The sequence below is a fragment of the Ruegeria sp. CH6 genome, assembly GCF_056537005.1.
Genome location: NZ_JBQFQS010000021.1, coordinates 1 through 19,961 on the forward strand (window position 1 = coordinate 1; position 19,961 = coordinate 19,961).

Annotated in this window: 14 protein-coding genes and 1 pseudogene; 9 read left to right on the forward strand and 6 right to left on the reverse strand. The window is 55.5% G+C overall.

The annotated features are described in order from the left end of the window. Window positions 1-256: 256 nt before the first annotated feature. Window positions 257-1,912: an ABC transporter substrate-binding protein gene (locus ACR0CW_RS21805; protein ID WP_480789404.1), complete on the reverse strand. Its 1,656-nt coding sequence runs from the start codon at window positions 1,910-1,912 to the stop codon at window positions 257-259. Window positions 1,913-2,007: 95 nt separating this feature from the next. Here ACR0CW_RS21805 and ACR0CW_RS21810 point away from each other — a divergent pair, with 95 nt between their 5' ends. Both ACR0CW_RS21810 and ACR0CW_RS21815 read left to right on the forward strand, forming a co-directional pair. Next, window positions 2,008-2,940, forward strand: coding sequence for a LysR family transcriptional regulator (locus ACR0CW_RS21810; RefSeq protein WP_480789405.1), 933 nt, complete (start codon window positions 2,008-2,010; stop codon window positions 2,938-2,940). 400 nt (window positions 2,941-3,340) lie between these two features. After that, window positions 3,341-3,526, forward strand: a pseudogene (locus ACR0CW_RS21815) (IS5/IS1182 family transposase); the annotation flags it as partial. A gap of 85 nt (window positions 3,527-3,611) precedes the next feature. Here ACR0CW_RS21815 and ACR0CW_RS21820 read toward each other — a convergent pair. The 4 genes from ACR0CW_RS21820 to ACR0CW_RS21835 all read right to left on the reverse strand — a co-directional run bounded on the left by ACR0CW_RS21820 (window position 3,612) and on the right by ACR0CW_RS21835 (window position 10,191). Then, window positions 3,612-4,463, reverse strand: coding sequence for a MipA/OmpV family protein (locus tag ACR0CW_RS21820; protein ID WP_480789406.1), 852 nt, complete (start codon window positions 4,461-4,463; stop codon window positions 3,612-3,614). Window positions 4,464-4,554: 91 nt separating this feature from the next. After that, window positions 4,555-7,692: an efflux RND transporter permease subunit gene (locus ACR0CW_RS21825; protein WP_480789407.1), complete on the reverse strand. Its 3,138-nt coding sequence runs from the start codon at window positions 7,690-7,692 to the stop codon at window positions 4,555-4,557. After that, window positions 7,689-8,831 (reverse strand): efflux RND transporter periplasmic adaptor subunit, encoded by a 1,143-nt coding sequence (locus tag ACR0CW_RS21830; RefSeq protein WP_480789408.1) that lies wholly within the window; start codon window positions 8,829-8,831, stop codon window positions 7,689-7,691. The genes ACR0CW_RS21825 and ACR0CW_RS21830 overlap by 4 nt, the downstream gene beginning before the upstream one ends. A 1-nt stretch (window position 8,832) precedes the next feature. Continuing rightward, window positions 8,833-10,191: an efflux transporter outer membrane subunit gene (locus tag ACR0CW_RS21835; protein WP_480789409.1), complete on the reverse strand. Its 1,359-nt coding sequence runs from the start codon at window positions 10,189-10,191 to the stop codon at window positions 8,833-8,835. Between the two features lie 130 nt (window positions 10,192-10,321). Here ACR0CW_RS21835 and ACR0CW_RS21840 point away from each other — a divergent pair, with 130 nt between their 5' ends. Beyond that, window positions 10,322-11,080, forward strand: a complete 759-nt coding sequence (locus ACR0CW_RS21840) for a response regulator (RefSeq protein WP_480789410.1) — start codon at window positions 10,322-10,324, stop codon at window positions 11,078-11,080. Then, a complete protein-coding gene (locus ACR0CW_RS21845; protein ID WP_480789411.1) occupies window positions 11,077-12,435 on the forward strand; it encodes an ATP-binding protein in 1,359 nt (452 codons plus the stop codon). Before ACR0CW_RS21840 ends, ACR0CW_RS21845 begins: the two co-directional genes overlap by 4 nt. 171 nt (window positions 12,436-12,606) lie before the next feature. Here the strand turns inward: ACR0CW_RS21845 and ACR0CW_RS21850 are convergent, their stop codons facing one another. Beyond that, window positions 12,607-14,676, reverse strand: coding sequence for an oxidoreductase (locus ACR0CW_RS21850; protein WP_480789412.1), 2,070 nt, complete (start codon window positions 14,674-14,676; stop codon window positions 12,607-12,609). A gap of 163 nt (window positions 14,677-14,839) precedes the next feature. Between ACR0CW_RS21850 and ACR0CW_RS21855 the strand changes: the two genes are divergently transcribed. The 5 genes from ACR0CW_RS21855 to ACR0CW_RS21875 all read left to right on the forward strand — a co-directional run bounded on the left by ACR0CW_RS21855 (window position 14,840) and on the right by ACR0CW_RS21875 (window position 19,955). Then, complete coding sequence (locus ACR0CW_RS21855) at window positions 14,840-15,634, forward strand: helix-turn-helix transcriptional regulator (RefSeq protein WP_480789413.1); 795 nt, start codon at window positions 14,840-14,842, stop codon at window positions 15,632-15,634. A gap of 330 nt (window positions 15,635-15,964) precedes the next feature. Beyond that, window positions 15,965-17,242: a flavin-containing monooxygenase gene (locus ACR0CW_RS21860; protein ID WP_480789414.1), complete on the forward strand. Its 1,278-nt coding sequence runs from the start codon at window positions 15,965-15,967 to the stop codon at window positions 17,240-17,242. A gap of 22 nt (window positions 17,243-17,264) precedes the next feature. Then, window positions 17,265-17,681, forward strand: a complete 417-nt coding sequence (locus ACR0CW_RS21865; RefSeq protein ID WP_480789415.1) for a RidA family protein — start codon at window positions 17,265-17,267, stop codon at window positions 17,679-17,681. 88 nt (window positions 17,682-17,769) lie between these two features. Then, a complete protein-coding gene (locus ACR0CW_RS21870) occupies window positions 17,770-18,444 on the forward strand; it encodes a DUF1028 domain-containing protein (RefSeq protein ID WP_480789416.1) in 675 nt (224 codons plus the stop codon). 14 nt (window positions 18,445-18,458) lie between these two features. After that, window positions 18,459-19,955, forward strand: a complete 1,497-nt coding sequence (locus tag ACR0CW_RS21875) for an aldehyde dehydrogenase (protein ID WP_480789417.1) — start codon at window positions 18,459-18,461, stop codon at window positions 19,953-19,955. Window positions 19,956-19,961 lie beyond the last annotated feature (6 nt).

A 19,961-nucleotide genomic window follows, 5' to 3' on the forward strand; every position in this document is an offset into this window, starting at 1 on the left:
ATCTTGCTGATCACCGTCACATTAATACTGAACCCCCGATAAAAACCGTTGTCAGCGGTCTTGATCGGAAGTTCCGAAAGAGGTGGCTTTAGCGCCATAATCAACGTCTCCCTGTTGTTGATTTTGCAGATTTAGCTATCTGATTGCTTTTGGCTGATTGCCGAATTTTTCCCGGGAGCCCACCTAGAACAACGACGCAGCTGTCATGCTTCGCCGGTCTCGGTGAGTCCGGGGAGTTAGACCTGTTCCGTTCGCTCTATTCGGCTGCAAGCGCCAGTTTATGCACGTGAATCTCGTTGATCGGATGGCTTTCAGCTCCGATCACCCCAGGACGGGAATGACGATACAATGACCGCCAGTAGGGCTGGATGATTGTGCCGTCATCCCGCATGAACTGTTCGATCTTTTTCATATGTACACGCCGGGTCTCTGCATCGGCGATGGCCGAAGCTTCTTCCAGCATCGCATCAAACTCAGCACTCGCCAAACCGGTCTCGTTCCACGCCACGCCTGACTTATAGGCAAGCGTTAGAACCTGAACGCCCAAAGGTCGGTGCCCCCAATCGGTTGAACTGAACGGGTATTTGTTCCAGTCATTCCAGAAGGTGTTGCCCGGCAACACCGTGCGTTTGACGTTCAGACCCGCATCGCGCAACTGGGCAGCCAATGCGTCTGTCGTGTTGCGGCGCCAGTCATCATCGATCGAGAAAATCTCATGCTCGTAGTCGAGCATGCCAGCTTCTTCCAACAAGGCCCGCGCGCCTTCGATATCGATTTCAGGGGCACCAATATCAGCATATTCAGGATGAATGGGGCAAACATGATGGTTTTCGCCCAATGTCCCGCGGTTAGCATAGCCCAGTTCCAACAAAACCGCGTTGTCGCAGGCCATCGCCAGCGCGCGACGAACGCTTGCATCGGCATAGGGTTTCACACCGTCAACCTCGGCATCGCGGTTTGTGCGCAGAACCATGGTATTCGCCGAAACAGATTCACTTTGGTTCCAACCGATGCTTTCGTAGATATCGACAAACTCTCCGACCGTTTCATAGGTCATGTCGATCTCTTCTGCCTCGGCGGCCGCGAGGTGTGCGGCACCATCCGTGCCGTAGTCAATGAACTCAATCCGATCGAGATAGGCACCTTCGCCCCACCATTCATGATCGGTGTTCTTTTCCAGAACGACCTTCTCGCCAACCAGATACTCGACCAACTTGTAAGGACCTGTACCAACCGGATCACTCGCGGGATCACCGGACCATCCGTCGGGCACAATGGCTGCAGGATACTCAGTCACAGCCGGGATAATCGTGATGTCTGGCCGAGTCAGTTTTAGCTTAAGCGTCAGATTGTCGACGATCCCCAAAGCGCCATCTGCGGGGCCATCACCGGCGTCATTCTGTAAGGATCCCATGCGCGCGGCCATCGAGTTTCCTTCCCAAGTGCCGTCACACCAACGTTTGAAATTATAGGCCACATCTTTCGCGGTAAGCGTTCCTCGCCCATCGTTCCAGTTTACGTTTGGGCGTATGTGCAGAAGGTACTCCGTCGCATCGTCGTTGACTTCCCAGCTTTCCAATAGCCGGGGCTCGAATGTTCCGTCCGCGTTGTATTGCACCAGATATTCCAGAAATCCTCGGACAGTGTTGCCAAGCTGCGGCCAATTGTAGAGTGGCGGATCAAGCTGCGCGCGAACGACCTGTTGAATACGCACTGTACCACCGGGTTGAATATTTGTTGCGGCTCGCGCTGGCTGAGACAGACCAATAATCGAATAAGCAGCCGATGCAGACAGCCCAAGCGCTGTAGCGCGTGTCAGAAATTCACGACGGCTGAGTGTTCCGTCAGCCACCTCACCGGCATGCATAGCGATTGCTGGATGAATGGTCTGGTTGCGACTTTGTTTGGTCATCATTGGCTCCCGTGTTTCTCTCACAGGGCTGCTTGAGCGCCCGTTGACACAGTTTTTGGTATAAAAGTGCTTCTTTTTGCAGTAGCTGAGTAATTATGGATGACATTAGCAGGATTAATACCAGCCTAAGTCGTAACCTAGTGGCACTTTATGCATTCGAAATGGTTGCGAAACATGGGAACTTCACGAGCGCCGGAGAGGCTCTTGGCTTGACGCAGTCCTCGATCTCGCAACGGATCAAGGGTTTGGAGGTCGATCTGGGCGTGGTGCTTTTCAAACGAGAGCACCGTGGTGTTTCACTGACTCACGAAGGGCTCAGGCTTCTTAATGTGGTCAGACCCGCAATGACACAAATGGGTTATGCGGTTGGGTCTTTGCTTGAGCGCAAAACCAAGCCCAGAGTTCGGATATCAGCCGATTTTGCGTTTTCTACTTTCTGGTTGCTTCCGCGTCTGGGTTATTTGCGAGAGGAAATCGGTGACGAAATCGAAATTCAGATTCTGGCCTCAACCGTACCGCCCGGTCTGGATGATACTGATTGCGATATTCGGATCCATGTCACTCCCAAAGAGCAGATTAAAGCCGATGAAATATTACTTTTGGAAGAGGTGGTCGCCGCCGTTTGCAGTCCACAGCTATTAGAAAAGATTGGACCAATTGGTTCTTCCGCCGATTTGTTGGACGCTCAACTTCTGAGTTTGTCGAAACCTGCGACCGCAGCTTGGCAAACTTGGCAAGGATGGTTTGATACCTTGGGCGTAACGGGTGAAAGAAAGAAAAATTACATAAGCTTCAACAACTATGACATGGTCACCCAGGCTGCTTTGTCTGGCGATGGTGTCGCTTTGGGGTGGATTGGTCTGATAGACGATTTGCTCAAGAAAGGTTCGCTGGTTACCGTCACGAATGACATAGTTGCCAGCGACGCCGGCTATGTAATGTCACGAAGCAATGCCGACTCGGGCCGCGGACCTAAACTTGTTTTCGACTGGATCGCAGATCAAGTTCTCACAGCTTCTTCGACATAGCACATGTCAGGTGTGCGGTCGAACGTGGTGCTTTGCCGAACTCGGCTCGAAGAACTTCAATGCAGACGCAACTACCAAGCATTTCTGGTGGAAAGCAGAAGCTCAATGCGAAAGCAACGATGCTACACAGTCATTGGCAAACCTAATGAGGTAGTTGGCTCATGCCCCTAACCCGCTTCACCATGCGCCATGCTGCAGGTGTTGAAGTCTGCTTTATGGGGTACGTAACTCTGCGCTCAAGACCTGTCCTTTTCGGGCCGATGGTGCGGTTCACGACCAGAAAAGAGAGCGACAGGCATGTCTTGCTTGAGCGACGCACCTAAAGCGCATGAATCACACAAGATGCTCAATCTCACCTATCTCAAAGCCCGTCGCCCGGCGTCTGCTGAACCCACCCACCACCGCGTGTCAGATCAGTGATTACCTTGGTACCCGCGCATTAGTCGTCACCCGCCCAAGTGTTGCATGTCTGCTCGGGAACCGAGTTTATGATGCGGATTGGTTCAGTGACGCTCTTATAGGCAAAGAGATCATTTTCCGCAGGCTCAAGGGCTGGTGGGGTGTCGCAACCACATGCGACAGATGATCGAATTTTGAGTATCCGCCACCGCCCCGCAACCATTGCCATCTTCTGGATATGAACCCTGCGCTCAGGCTTCAAATACTGGATCTCAAAAATTGAAACCTACAAACAGCTGGGCAGAAAGGCTGTCATCCGATTTGACAACAGGGCTGTCTGCGGCATCACCCAACAGCTTGGAATATGTCGCAATCCCGGTCAGGCCCCAGTTTTTGCCCAGTGGCTTGGCAAAGCCAAATTCGACATTCACGGATTTGAAACCTGAGCCGGCTGAATAGGTCTGCAATCCCGAACGGGCTGACTGGGTGGGCGTAACACCAAAAAAGGACTGGTTGTAGTTGCCGTCTGCCCAATCAGCCGAAATACCACCGATCAGCGCGAGACCCCTTTCATCGACGGTGTCGCTGATATTGGTGCCGGTAGGCAGCAACAGGCCCCTGACAACACCAAATGGAACTTCACTTTGCAGGCCAAAGGATACCAAAGTGCCTTCGGAACCGGACAGAAACTTTTGCACGTCCGCAGTAGCAACAACGCCGCCCAGATCATACTGGGTGCCCAGTGACAACACTGCTCCGTCATCGATATCACCCAGCCCGTACAGGTAGGTGCTGTCGCTTTCCTTACGCCCACCGCCATAACCGACAGCCGCGGACAGCCGAAAGCGCTCCTCGTCTACGACAAATACGCCAAGACCCTGCGGACCCACCAGAAAACGATTGCGGTAGACTATCTGAAAGCCGGGCAATGCCTCTGTCTTGTAGCGATCCGACCCTTCATATTCGGGTTCATACCCGACGCCTGCGCCGATGAAAAAGTCCCAGTCACCCCCATCATCTTCGTCGCCATATCCGCCGATATCCTGAGCATGTGCAGTGAGGGGTCCGGCAATGGCCGCAACCGTGATGGCGACGCGCAAGCGTGCCGGTGAAGAAAAGGTCATGATCTTCCTCAGTTCTGATTTTCGTTGGGGGTAAATTCGGCGCAATGTGTCTGCAAAGTTTGCCGACAAGAGGCTAAATTGTAATTGTTTGTCACAGTGGTATTGCAGTTGCAGACTGATTTGCGGGATTGCGTTGTATCCGGTCCCTGAGGCCCAACATCACCGGGACAATCAGCAGAGTGATCACGGTGGCAAACAACAGTCCGAATGCAAGAGACACCGCCATGGGGATCAGGATTTGCGCCTGTTCAGAGGTCTCCCAAACCAGTGGTGCGAGCCCGACAAATGTTGTTACCGATGTCAGCAATATGGCCCTGAACCTGGCGACACCGGCATCTGTGATCGCCTCGACATATCCCAGACCTTCGTCGCAACGAACGCGATAGCGGCTGGTCAGGACCAGTGCGTCATTCACAACAACACCGCTAAGCGCGAGGATGCCAAAGAAGGACAAAAGGGAGATCGGGATACCAATAATCAGATGCCCCAGAATGGCGCCAACGATGCCAAATGGAATGGCACACATGATCACAATCGGATCCAGATAAGATCGCAACGGAATCGCCAGCAGGGCGTAGATCGTCAACAGAGCAAGGCCAAACCCACTGATGAGTTGCAGGGTTGCAGCGCTTTCCTGTTCGGCCTCGCCCGCGATTGTAATGCTCTGCCCCGGAATGTCCGATTGCAGGGCAGGAAAAATCGACGTTTGCAGATGATCCAGAACCGCCTGAGGTGTGGTGATTTCCCGATCAACTTTCGCACTCAGGGTCAGAACACGCTGACCGTCGATGCGTTCAAATTGTTGCTGAGTTTCACGCGCGGTTACCCGTGCTACGCTGGTCAGCGGGATGATCCCGCCTGACGGGGTCGGGATCAGCACGCGGTCCAAATCGCTCTGCGTGTTTCTGGCGTCACGTGGGAACCGGACTCTGAGGCTCACTTCATCTTCACCACGCTGAATCTTTTGCGCCTCAAACCCATAAACGCTGTTCCGCAATTCTGAAATAAGGCTCAGGTTGGTGATCCCCAGCCGCTCACCCAATGGCAAAACCTCGAACCCCAGTTCGATCACACTGTTGTCCAGGTTTGTTCTGATATCGTTGACCCCTCCGACCTCTTTCAGGGACTGGGCTAAGGTCTGCATCGCTTGTTCATTTCTAACCGGGTCTGCATTGCTGAGCTCAATGCGCAGATCCTCGAAATCATCGTCATCTGTATAGAAGTTGAGCTGTGTGACCACGGCAGGTGATCGCGACGCCGCCCGCCAATCCGCGATGAAGTCGGCAGCAGAAAAACTGCGGCTGGTGCTGCTGGTCAGTTCGACGGTCATCTGCACCTCTTCCGCGCGGGTTGACGAGGTGTATCGGTTCAGAATGGGGGTTTCTTTCAACCCGTAACGTTGCTGATACAATTCTCCGGTTTGCACCAGGCTTTCCTCGAACAGTTGCGCCACGTCACGGGTTCTTGCAGAGGGCGTGCCACTTTCCAGCGTGACGCTCAAATAGACCTGCGAACTGTCACGTTCGGGAAAAAACTGCGTTGATACGATGCCACGTGTTACCAGTCCAATTGCTGCGACAAAGATCGCAAGCGCCACCATGAATGAGGCGGTCAGGTTGGTCACGGCCGTCCTGAGAATGGGAAGATAGGCCCGCTTCACAACCCAGCTCAGCGCGTTGTCGATTGCTTTCTGGAGGCCAGCCCAGATGCGGGTCAGGCGGTTTTGAGGCTTGCTGTTACCAAGCCTGAGATGGGCAAGATGTGCGGGCAGGATCAACTTGGATTCAACCAGTGAAAACAGCAGGCAGACAATCACTACAACGGCGATGATTTTGAACGGCCCCCCAAAGTCACCGCTGATCATTGTGAGCGGAAAGAATGCAGCCACCGTCGTCAGCACACCGAATGTGGCGGGTGTAGCGACCTCTAGCGCGCCCCGAACAGCGGTTTCGACCCCTCCCCCATCACGTTCCTTGTGCGCATAAATGTTTTCGCCAATGACAATCGCGTCGTCGACAACAATGCCCAGGACGATAATGAAGCCGAAGGTCGTCAGATCATTCAGCGAATAGTCAAACCCTGTCGGCCCCAGAACATACAGGGTCCCGGCAAATGAGATCGGAATGCCGACCGCCACCCACATCGCAACGCGTATGTTGAGAAACAGTGCCAACATTACAAACACAAGACCCATCCCGATCAGAGCATTGCGGGACATCAGCGCCAGACGGTCACGAATATTCTTGGCCTCGTCCGACCAGGTCTCTAGCGCGACGCCGTTGGGAATGCGGCCTTCACCCTGCATCGTGTCAATGTGGGCCGTGACACTATCCGACGCGGCCGTGATACTGTCCTTTCCGGTCAGCTGCACATCCAGCCTGATCGAGGGTTGGCCATTGTAGATCGATATCACCGGGTCTTCGGCAAACCCATCTACGATTTCGGAAATGTCGCCAAGGCGAACCACGCCCCCTTGGGGAGATGAGCGGACGACCGTGCGCTCAAGCTCACTGCCGTAATAAGCCTGATTTCGGCTTTGCAGAATAAAAGTCCCTCGCTCGGTCTCGAGCGATCCGGCGGACAGATTGACCGAGCGACCCCGAACCGCGTTGGCAACCTCATCAAAGGTGACGCCATAGGCCCGCATCTTGTCTTCGCTCAACTCGACCGTGATCTCATAACCCAGCGCCCCTTCGGTGATGACTTTGCTGATCGTAGGCAGTGACAGCAATTCACGGCGGATACGGCGCGCGGCTTCCTTGAGCGTCCTGTGATCCGCATGACCCGAGACCTGAACGTGGATGACATGGCGATCTTCCTGCTCGGCCGCGATCGTGGTTTGATCAACCTGTGTCGGAAAGGTACTGATGGCATTCACACGCGCTTCGATGTCGTCCTTGAGGCGATCCAGAGAGTAGCCATCGACACTTCTGACACTCACCGTGGCTTCGCTGGAAGTGACAGTAGATGTAACCTCTTTGATCCCGGCCACGCCGCTGATTGCCTGCTCGACCTTGATTGCCGCACCTTCCTCGACATCGCTTGGCGAGGCACCGTCAAAGGAAACCGTAACTGTGACCGTGCGCGGGTCCGAGGCCGGGAACCCCTCGGTCCGCATGTTAAGGCCGGTGGTCAGTCCCATTACAAGGATCGTGACCATCAACAGGTTCGCAGCCACCGGGTTGCGGGCAAACCATGCAATCCAGCCCTTGTCTTGGCCACCGGTCATTGCCCGGCACCGTTTTCGGCGAGGTTCAGGGTATCTGTTTCGCTCATGAGCACCGGGGAAACTGCAGTGCCGTTCAAAAAGTTACGACTGGGCGGGGTCAGTCGCAATGTTGGCGGCCAATCGGAGCCCGGCGCGACAAAAGTGCGATCCCCCTGACTGAACACTGGTACCACCGGCATGCGGCGCAGCTGATTGTCAAAATCCACGTGCCAAACTGCACCATCGCGTCCGATCAGAGCGCGTGGAATTCCGATCAGATCCTCATAGCTGCGCCCATCCACTTCGGCGCGCAGGAACTGGCCCGGCAAAAGCCCGTTCGGCTCCTTTACCGAGACGATCAGCTCAATCCAGCGATTGGTCGCGTCGATGCGCTGTCCGACGCGTTCAACAACACCCTGCCATTCCCGGCCAGATTGGGTCGCGATCAGACGTACCCTGTTGCCGATCGGGCTGGACAGCCGCGCTGCCTCGGCCTCAGTCAGGGTCAGGACCACATCCATTTTCTGGGTGTCATAAAGCTCGACGACCTCATCACCCGATTGCAACAGGTCACCGGGCCCGACCGAACGCTTGAGAATGGCACCGTCAAATGGGGCAACGATGCGGGTCTGATCCAGAACATAGCGCGCCCGGTCCGCGGCCAGTCGCGCAGCGTTAAGGTCCGCGCGCGCCTCCTCGAGCTGAGGCAGGCGCAAAACCAGCGGGTCGGGATCACTCTTGTACCCGGCAGCGTCCCAGTTTTCCTGTGCAATCCTGGCGCGCTGTTCCTCTTCGGCCAGAGCGCGACGTGCGGTAGCCAGTGCAGTGGTGCGATTGGCAAGATCAAGTTGCTGGCCGGTATTTTCAATCTCGGCCAGAACATCGCCCTTTTGCACCAGAGCACCCACCAGTGCGGCGTCGGCAACCTGCGTAACCCGGCCACTGGTTTCAGCACGCAAGCTGATCTGCCAACGTGCCCGGGCCTGCCCAAACACGGTCAGGACGTCCTGCTGGTGCGAGGCACGCAACACGTGAACGTCAACTTGCTGTCCTGTTGTCGCCGTGTCATTGAGGGCCTGAGGAACCGGTTCGGGTTCATTTCCACTTGCAACGAATACGATGGCTGCAAGCAATGCCAATCCTGCGAATAAAAGCTTCATTTTATACCTCTTTTCCCAGTGCCAGGGCCAATGTGACGCGATTGCTGAGACGTGCGGAGCGGACCGCCAGTAGTTGCCCGCGAATGTCGAAAACGGCATTTTGCGCATTGAGCAGTTCGAGAATGCTGGTCAGCCCGGCCTGATAGCGCGTTTCAAACAGGTCCGCGGTGGTTCTGGCGTGTTCGACTGCCTTGCGAAGCTCTGCCTCACGCCCCCGTAGCAAACGTTCCTGATCAAGGGCCTGTTCCACCTCGGAAAAGGCGCGCAAGGCGGTTTGCAGATAGGTGATCCAGGCCTGATCAGCGCGGTTTCGCGAGGCGAGAATTTCAGTTTTCCGGCGGCTGCCATCAAAGACCGGCGCGGTCAGCTGACCCGACAAAGTCCAGATAGTGGCACCGCTGAGAAGGTCCGAGAAGTCTGACGTCGTTGACCCCAATGATCCTGTCAAGCTGATCTGTGGCAGAAGGTCTTTCTGGGCGACGGAAATCCGTTTGTCCGCCGCTTCAACCCGCGACCATGCCGCCCGCAGATCAGGGCGATTGGTCAGAACACTGGCCGGTACACCTGCTCGTGGCGCGGCACCAATTCGGGGCAGACGGGGCGCACCCTTGATCATCGCGTCGGGATATTCACCAAGTAACAGCTCCAGCACCCGGGCCGCCTCATTTCGTGTACCCTGATTGGCCAGCAATACCTCTTGCGACAGAGCCACATCGCGGCGAATGGCCGACAGATCATCCAGAGATCCCACCCCTGCGCGATAGTCGCGCCGAACGAATTCCTCGCGCTGTTTCAAAGCTGCAAGGCGGCTGGATTCCAGTGCTACGGCCTGAGAGGCGCGGGCATATTCGAACCAGCCCTGCATGACCTGCGCCGCGATCGAGGCGCGGACGGCCTGTAGCTGATCAGCCTCGGCAGATGCGTCGAGGCGCGCGGCAGATCTACTATCGCGCAATCGGCCCCAGACATCTGCCTCCCAACTGACATCGAGCGACGGCCTGGAAGTTCCACCGGTTGGACCGCTGCCCCCTGTGCGGGTGTTGTTAAATGAGCCGGAAACACTAGGCGACAGCGATGCACCCACAATTCGGGCATTGAATCCGGCCAGCTCCATCTGCCGGGCAGCCAGCTGAACATCGGGATTGTTCTGCAAGGCGCGGTTCACGATACCCGTCAGCTGGGCATCGTCGAACAGGTCGTTCATCCCCTTGATCAGCGCTGTCGGGCCGCTCTGCCCGGCGGCAAATTGCGCAGGTGGCTGCAACACGGCCTGCGCATTGCGGTCCGGGGGCGGCGTGAACTCTGCGCAGCCTGTCAGCACCAGAGTAAGGGCGCCTGTGATCAGATATCTTGACTTCATGCCGCCTACCTAGGCAGCGGTTGTCGCCGGTGTTTGTCAGGGAAAACGAAAATTGTATCAAACTGTATCAGCATCCCGCGTTGAGGCATTTTGATACATAACGGCGTTTGCATACCGCAGTCGCTGCGTTATGCCCGTAAAAACCCAGAGCCAACCGTCCGGATATATGTCTAACCAGCACCTTCTCATCGTTGACGACCACCGCAACATCCGCGAGCCATTGGCCGAGTTCATTCGCAAACACGGATACCGTGTCAGTCAGGCAGCCAATGGTCAGGAGGCGTTTGCCGTTCTCAGGCGCGAGGAAATCGATCTGGTCATCCTCGATATTCTCATGCCGGGCGAAAGCGGGCTGGATGTCTGCCGTCGTATTCGCGAGACAATCGGTACTCCGGTGATCCTGCTGACAGCGGTGTCCGACGACATGGACAAGATTATCGGTCTTGAGATGGGTGCAGATGATTATGTCACCAAACCCTTTAATCCGCGCGAACTGGTGGCGCGCATCAAGGGTGTCTTGCGCCGCGCAAACGCGCTGCCGCGCACATACTCCAAGCTCGAGGCCGGATCGATCCGGTTTGGCGACTGGCTGCTGAATACCAACACCCAGACATTGACCAATGACAGGGTGCCCGATCAGACTACGGAACTGAGCAGCATCGAGTTTCGTCTTCTAACCACGTTTCTGCGCCACCCGCGCATTCTGATGACCCGCGATCAGCTGCTGGATCATGTCAGCAATCGCACCGCCACAGTGTTTGACCGCAGCATCGATAATCAGGTCAGCCGACTGCGCCGCAAAATCGAAACCGACCCCAAAAAACCGCGATACATCAAAACAGTCTGGGGTGGCGGATATCTGTTTTCGTGTGACGTGATTAAGATATGAAATGGCGCCCCAAAACGCTGGCGGGTCAGTTCCTGGTCCTGATGGTCGGCTCGGTCATGCTGGCGCAAGTGCTGATGCTTGCCACTTTCATGGTCGAAACAGACGGCAAGATTGATCAGTACGAGCGGACCTATGTCCTTGGCCGGATCGCTGCCGTTTATAAATCAAGCACCCATATGAGCCACGAAGAGCGTGAGCATCTTTTGAAGAACGTGTCCAATCCTGACATTGTCTTTAGCCTTAGGCTCCAGCCCCGCGGGGTTCCGCTTGAACAATCAGATGAGGAAGTTCTGAGAGGATTGCGTGAGTTTCTCGACGCGCCAATCCAGATCGCATCCCAACCCGTCAACCTGTGGGACATCATTCGGTTCTGGTATCAGGATGCAGAAGAAAACTGTTTTCTACTGCTGACTGAATCCCTGAGATCATCGGATTGCCCCTATTGGGAAGCATTTGTGAGGTATGATGATGGAAGCTGGTTATCAGCTGTCGGCCCACCTTCTCCCGAGGCACCGGTGTTGCTGGCGCCTGTGATTTTTTCGGTGTTCCTGACAATCATCGGGATCACCATAGTTGTCGCACTCGTCACGCGCCGACTGACAGCCCCCTTGCGCGAGCTCTCAAGCGCAGCAGATCTGGTCGGCCGTGGTGAAGATATCGACCCCCTGCCCGAGACCGGACCGCGCGAACTGTCGTCGGTGATGACTGCCTTCAACACGATGCAGGAACGCACCCATCGTTTCATTCAGGACAGAACGACCATGCTGGCGGCAATCAGCCACGATCTGCGTACTCCGATCACGTCACTTCGGCTGCGGGCAGAGTTCATCGAGAATGAAAAGCTACAGGGTCAGGTGATCGAGACACTCGATGACATGCAGACAATGGTCGAAAGTTTCCTGACCTTTGCCAAACAGGACATCAGCGAAGAGAAACTGCAAGAGTTCGATCTGGTTGACATGCTCAATGCAATGGCGACCGAAACCAAAGGCATGGCATTTACGTCTTCGGTTGAAACCTGTCTCTATCTCGGTCGCAAGGTGAGTATTCGACGGGCTTTATCCAACCTTGTTGGCAATGCCATCAAATATGGGCACGAAGCTCGGGTCCGGCTTGAAGTAGACGAAAAACGCGTTTGCATCACAATCGAAGACAGTGGCGATGGCGTGCCTGAAGACAGGTTCGAAGAGATTTTCACCCCATTCACCCGCCTAGATCAAGCGCGTTCGGTCACCGAAGGTTCAGTTGGTCTGGGGCTGTCGATCGCACGTTCGATCGTACGTAAACACGGTGGTGACCTTATCCCGTCAAATCTGGAGCGCGGGTTTCGGATCACAGCAATTTTGCCGCTGTAACATCAAAACAGACGTTGTCTTTCCCTCTACTAGGAAGGGAAACACGCTTGATCTGGTTAAGGAGCAGCAAGGTTCTGTCGCAAGATTATCACGGAATAAAAACATCAACGTTGGAGACGGAGCCTTCGGCGCACCGAAAGCCCTCGTCATACTTTGCGATACGATTTCGGACTAGTCGACAGCCAGCTCTGTGATTTCCCTGCGGAATGGCAAGGCATCACCGATATCCGGCCCGTCCAGTTCACGTGCATATCGATGACCCGCATAGGTCGCCCAGGCAATCGGACCCGGAGCGCTTGCATCGCCCACAATCTTCACCGACTTGATCCCAGCGTCATTCCATTCGGAACGCCGCTGCAACAAGTCTTCGTAAATGCTGTCATTACCAAGTCTGGAAGCAACCATGACAACGGCATCCGCTTCGATCTTCCTGGTCCGGTCTGTATAAGTACAGTTCGAAACCACGTGATCTTTGTGCACTTCGGTGATGCCTTGGTTCAGAACAATCTCAACACCGGCCTCAACCAACCGCGGATGGATGGCAACCTGTTCCAGCGTATTGTTGGTCCAGTCGCTGACATAGGCTGACGGCGTCACCAATGTCACCTGCGCACCGTTCTTGGCAAGAAGCTCTGCCAGAACACCACCCATGTAGTAATGGTCGTCGTCGTAAACTACGATGCGGCCAGATGGGATAGTACCATCCATCAGATCATCCGGAGTAAGCACAGTCGCCCCTTCGGAAATTGGCATGGGGACAACGTGCTGACGCGATACTCCGTCCCGTCGCCAGGTCGAACCGGTCGCGATGCAGATGTTCTCGAACCCGAACTCAAGGATACTGTCTGCATCCAGTTCGCTCTCACGATAGATTTCGACATTGGGCCGCTGCTGCAATTGGTATTCGCGGTAGTCCACGACCCGCCCCCAGGCGCTGAGCCCCGGCAAGGTGCGTTCGCGGGTAACGCGACCACCAATCACATCTTTTGCTTCGGCAACGGCGACATCATAACCCCGGCGACTAAGCGCCCAGGCCGCTTCAAGCCCCGCAGGACCCGACCCAACGATCAAAACGTTGGAGCTGTCGCCTTTGTCATTCATCTTTTCAGGGTGCCAACCTTTGCGCCACTCCTCCATGAAAGTCGGATTCTGTGTGCAGCGGCTGATCGACATAGTCATGTCACCAGTGATGCAGATGTTACAACCGATGCACTCGCGAATATCATCAATCCGGCCTTCCTCGACTTTTTTCGGCAGGAAAGGGTCTGCAATCGAAGGGCGTGCGCAACCTATGAAATCCAGCGTGCCGGACTTGATCATCCGGGCCATCACGTCTGGTGAAGTGAAACGACCAACGCCAACGATAGGCTTGTCGGTCAATTCGTGAATACCGCGTACAAGCTGTTCCTGTGCCGCCTCTTCCTTGAACCGCGACGGCCCCGAGCAATCTTCCCAGGTGCCTTGCGCCAGATCCCAGAGATCGGGCAGGTCCTTGTTCATTTCAATATAGTCGCGCACTTCTGCGTTCGAAAAACCCAGTTCACCGATTGTTTCGTCCAACGACACCCGCAACGTAATCGCCATTGTATCGCCGACAGCATCGCGCATGTCCGCAATGACTTCCTGACTGAACCGGGCACGGTTTTCCAGGCTGCCACCATATTCATCGCTACGCTGGTTGGTGGCGCGGCTCAGGAAGTGCTGGAATATGCCAAACCCATGCGCGCCATAGAGGCAGATGAGATCAAAGCCAGCCTCTTTTGACCGTTTCGCTGCGTTCACGAACCAGCGACGCAAATCCCTGATATCCGATTTTGACAACGCCCGTGCCTGCACCGGGTCGTTGGTAAAGGTCCGAATTGGCAGGGCGGAGGGTGCCAATGGAACCTCTTTTGTGTACAGGTTCGGCCCGTTGATGCCCGAATACGCCAGCTGAATACCGGCCAGCGCGCCGTGGGTTTTCATCTTTTCCGACATTTTGCGCAGCTGCGGGATGTCCTTGTCCTCCCACAGGCGCAGTTCGATGAAAGGCGTGATTTCCGAGGTATGATGCATCTCGCACTGTTCGGTGAAGATCACGCCCCAACCACCCTCGGCCTTGATCCCGCGCATGGCAGCAGCAGCGGACGGATCGCGATAGCCACCACCATTACAATGTGGCACCTGATAAAAGCGGTTCTTGGCAGTCAGTGGGCCAATTTTCATTGGCTCGAACAGAACATCGTAGCGTGGATCACGCATGCTGGATCTCCCTTGGACATCTGGCGGGGTGATCTCCACTTGGCGTTTCCGGATCCGGGCTTTCATGGCCGCAACCGCGTCAGCTGGATTTATACCCCTGTTATGTGCAATAAATCCTAATTCATCTCATATTTAGGGGTATATACCCCCAGAGAGGTATGAATTGGCGAACCAGTCTCCAGCCCCTGATCTTCTGGCAGCGGCTATTCTTGCAATTGAAACACAGGCTTTTCCGCAGGAACTGCACAGTTGGTTGGCCAGGACCTGTCGTTTCGACAACATCACGATCCTGGCTTTTTTCGAGAATCAGGAACCCGAGGTTTTTCTGACTCACGCTTCCGAAGGACGTGTATTCGAACGGATCGGGAGCCACTATGTAAACGGGGCCTATCTGCTGGATCCATTCTACGGACTATTCCGGAAAGGTACGCGTGATGGCCTCTACCGGTTGGCAGATGTGGCGCCGGATCAGTTTCAACGCAACGAATACTATAAATCCTATTATGAACGCACCACGTTGGTGGATGAACTGGCATTCTATTGCAGCCCCTCTCCGGGCGTTGGCGTGACAGTCTGCATCGGCCGGGACGCAACCACCGCGTCAAAGTTTTCATCGCGCGATATTGCCAGCGCACGTCACATAGCGCCGGTTGTCAACGCTCTGGTCAGAAAGAACTGGCGTAAACTCTGTTCAGCGAATGACAGATCGCCGGAAAGCACGGTTGAGTCTCTGCGTGACCGGCTATCGGCTGAAAAAGACATCTCCCTCAGCGCACGACAATCAGAAATAGCGTTGCTGATCCTGCAGGGGCATTCATCTATTTCTATTGGTCTGACCTTGGGGATCAGCCCGCAGACCGTAAAGGTCATTCGCAAGCAATTATATAAGAAATGCCAGATTTCATCTCAGGGCGAACTTTATTATCTGATCGCACCGTTTCTGTCTCAGATCCGTTAACCCCTGCGGAAACATGCAGGAAATCTACCAGATTAGTCACAGCCTAACTAAGGGTAAGTTAGACAGTAATTTCGCCTGTTTTGAAGTTGTGAAATTTTATCCCTGAAACGCGCTAGGCGTGCTGGACCGGCACGAAAATCCACGAACAGGTGGAGCCAAGATGTCGAGGTTCAGGCCTAAAACAGGGTCTGTTTCCGCTGTCGGTATTTGGTTGTTTTCTCGTTTGTCCGCCCATTCAGCGGAGCGAGAAGTGCCAAATCGGCTTGGTCCGGCTTTCAAGCCGTCATCGGTCCTATGGACCGGCCGAGAACATAAAAAGGGAACCAAAAAATGGCATTGGAGAGAACGGACACGCTGGTTGTTGGCGGGGGTCAGGCAGGGATCGCTCTGAGCGAACACCTGGGAAAAAACAATGTGCCCCATCTTGTGCTGGAAAAGAACCGCATCGCCGAAGCGTGGCGAACGGGGCGTTGGGATGCGCTGGTTGCGAATGGACCGGCTTGGCATGATCGCTTTCCCAATCTTGATTTCAAAGGGGATGACCCTGACGCATTCGTGACCAAGGACCGGGTTGCCGAATACCTTGTAGAATACGCCGAAATGGTCGACGCACCAATTCGTGAAGGCATCGAGGTCCTCAAGGCTGAACGCCTTCTGGGTGAAGGCGGGTTCCGTGTTGAAACTTCTGCAGGAGCAATTGAGGCAAAACGCATTGTTGCGGCGACCGGTGCATTCCAACACCCTGTCATTCCACCAATCGTTCCCGAGACCGCAGGTATCGAGCAACTGCATTCCTTCTACTACAAGAACCCAAGCCAGCTGAAAGAAGGCGCTGTGATGGTTGTTGGCGCCGGTTCGTCAGGTGCCCAGATCGCGGATGAGCTGAACCGTGCTGGCCGCAAGGTGTTCCTGTCGGTTGGTCCGCATGATCGGCCTCCGCGCCGGTACCGTGGGCGCGACTTTGTCTGGTGGTTGGGTGTTCTGGGCCTGTGGGACATGGCAGCGATGAAACCCGGTACCGAGCATGTCACGATATCGGTCAGCGGCGCGTATGGCGGCCATACGATGGATTTCCGCCGTCTGGCAGGTGAAGGCGTGACTCTTGTCGGCCTGACTCAGAGTTTCGAAAACGGCGTGCTGAGCTTTGCTGATGACCTTCAGAAAAACGTCGCCGCCGGAGACGCGAACTATCTCGAAATGCTCGATGCAGCAGATGCCTATGTAGACCGCACCGGGCTAAACCTGCCCGAAGAGCCCGAAGCGCGACAGTCCTGGCAAGATCCCGATTGTCTGACCAATCCGCTTGCATCAATCGACCTTGCCAAGGAAGGCATTACCACAATCATCTGGGCAACAGGCTTCCGTCAGGATTTCAGCTGGATCAAGGCAGATGCTTTTGACGAACGGGGCGCTCCAATCCATCAGCGCGGGGTTTCGGTTGAGCCGGATATCTATTTCCTGGGGCTGCCATGGCAGTCGCGCCGCGGATCAACCTTTATCTGGGGCGTATGGCATGATGCAAAGTACATCGCAGACCAGATCGCAATCCAGCGGGCCTATCAGGACTATGACGGTGAAGCGGCCATCGTTTCCACCGCCGCTGAATAACACCGAATATCAGGATACCAAAATGGCCCACACCCGCTTTCGCAAGTTCAACACATCGGATACCTATCCGGAGCAGCACTTGGACAACGACCTGTGCCAGGCTGTCGTGACCCAAGGAGGCAAAACAGTCTACCTGCGCGGCCAATGCCCACAAAATCTGGACGATGCCGTCAACATCGACAGCCACGACCCGGTCGAGCAAACCCACAAGGTCATGCAGAACATCCGTCAATTGATCGAAGAGGCCGGCGGTTCGATGGAACATCTGGTCAAGGTGGTCGTCTATATCACCGATGTCCGCCATCGCGAGGCGGTGTATCGCACTATGGGCGAATACATCAAAGGCGTGCATCCGGTCTCGACCGGTCTGGTGGTTCAGGCTTTGGCACGCCCTGATTGGCTGGTCGAAATCGACGGCACCGCTGTCATTCCCGATTGATCAGTTCAGCTGATCAGAACAACCGGGCCGCGCCCCTCTCCCCTTCGTCGCGGCCCGGTTGCGAACTCGTATCTAGCAGGAGATTTGCATGACCTTTTCTCTGGTCGCTCGCTGCCCGGACTCCGGTATGTTCGGGTTGGCAATTTCATCTTCTTCACCTGCTGTCGCTGCACGCTGTTCGTTTGCGCGCGCAGGTGTCGGGGCTGTGGCGTCACAGAACGTGACGGACCCCAGCCTTGGCCCTTTGGCACTGGACTTGATGGAACAGGGTCTTTCGGCACCCCAGGCAGTTGAAGAAGTCAAGAAGCGCGGAAGTTTCATCGAGTATCGACAGGTTTTGGCGGTAGATTCCCAAGGGCGGACAGCCATTCATTCGGGTCCGAATTCATTGGGGATCTGGACGCAGGCGCAGGGTGAAAACGTCGCTTCTGGTGGGAACCTGTTGGACAACGATGGCGTTCCACAAGCAATCGTCGACGGATTTCTTGCGTCGTCGGGTCATATTGGCGATCGGTTGATTGCAGCAATGCAGGCTGCTTTGGCGGCTGGCGGTGAGGCGGGGCCGGTCCATTCAGCAGGCATGAAGATCGTCGACAAGGTCAGCTGGCCTGTCGCCGATCTGCGCTGCGACTGGACCGAGGACTGCCCCATCGAAAACATCGCCACGGCCTGGGACATCTACAAACCGCAGCTGGACGCCTACATCCAGCGCGCGCTCGATCCGCGTGAGGCGCCATCTTACGGCGTTCCCGGAGACGAATAATCAGGGAGAAGACCATGTTGGACAATACGCACGAAGACTGGAAAGCCCGCGCGGCCAACCTCTCAATCCGCGGGCAGGCATTTATCGACGGTAAATTTGTCGACGCCGCATCCGGTAAGACTTTCGACAGCATAAACCCTGCAAACGGCGAAGTCCTGGCGCAGGTCGCCGAGGGCGACGCAGAAGACATAAATCGGGCCGTGGCGGCAGGGCGCAAGGCTTTTGAAGATGGCCGCTGGTCGCGCATGGCACCGGGCGATCGTAAGACCATTTTGCTCAAGCTCGCCGATCTGATCCGTTCAAACCTCGAAGAGATGGCCCTGCTTGATAGTCTGGACATGGGTAAGCTGGTGACCGATGCGGTGACCATCGACGCGCCGGGGTCTGCGCATTTCTTTCAGTGGTATGCTGAAGCAATCGACAAGATCTATGACGAAGTTGCCCCGACCGGTCCCGGTGATCTGGCCCTTGTGTCGCGTGTACCTTTAGGGGTGGTCGGCGCTGTCACGCCGTGGAATTTTCCCCTGGATATGGCGACCTGGAAAGGCGCCGCAGCACTGGCAGCCGGAAACTCGGTTGTATTGAAACCCGCCGAACAGTCACCTTTGTCCGCGCTGCGTCTAGCGGAGCTGGCTGCCGAAGCCGGTGTGCCTGATGGTGTATTCAACGTGGTGCCCGGATTTGGCGTCACCGCAGGCAAAGCGCTGGGTCTGCATATGGATGTGGATTGTCTTGCCTTCACCGGATCGACCGCAATCGGCAAGATGTTCATGCAATACTCTGGCCAATCCAACCTGAAACAGGTCTGGCCTGAAACCGGCGGTAAAAGCCCGAACCTGATCTTCGCTGATTGCGAGGATCTGGACGCTGCGGCCGACATGGCGGCCTTTGGCATTTTCTTCAATCAGGGTGAGGTTTGTTCGGCCAATTCGCGTCTTTATGTCGAGCGCTCGATCAAGGACGTGTTTGTCGAGAAGATGATTGCACGCGCGCAGGCCATGCAGCCCGGTGATCCGCTGGATCCGGCCTCAAAGATGGGTGCTATCGTGGATGAAAAGCAAACACAAGGCATCATGCGCTTTGTCGAGGAAGGCAAGAAAACCGCAAACCTTGTTGCTGGCGGTGAACGGGTCACCGTAGATGGAAAAGGCTGTTTCATTGCACCCACGATCTTTGATGATGTGAGCCACGACAATCCGTTGGCGCGCGATGAGATTTTTGGTCCTGTCCTGTCGGTTATATCCTTCGACAGCGAAGACGAAGCTGTTGCAATGGCCAACGACTCGATCTACGGGCTGGCAGCGTCTGTCTGGACCGACAACCTAAGCCGGGCCTGCCGGGTCTCGGATAAGCTGATGGTCGGCACGGTATCGGTAAACACAGTAGATGCGTTGTCCGCTCAGACCCCGTTTGGCGGCATGAAACAGTCTGGCTTTGGACGGGATTTGTCATTGCATTCCCTTGAGAAGTATACTGCTTTGAAAACAACTTGGATCAAGTACAAGGCTTGATCCTCG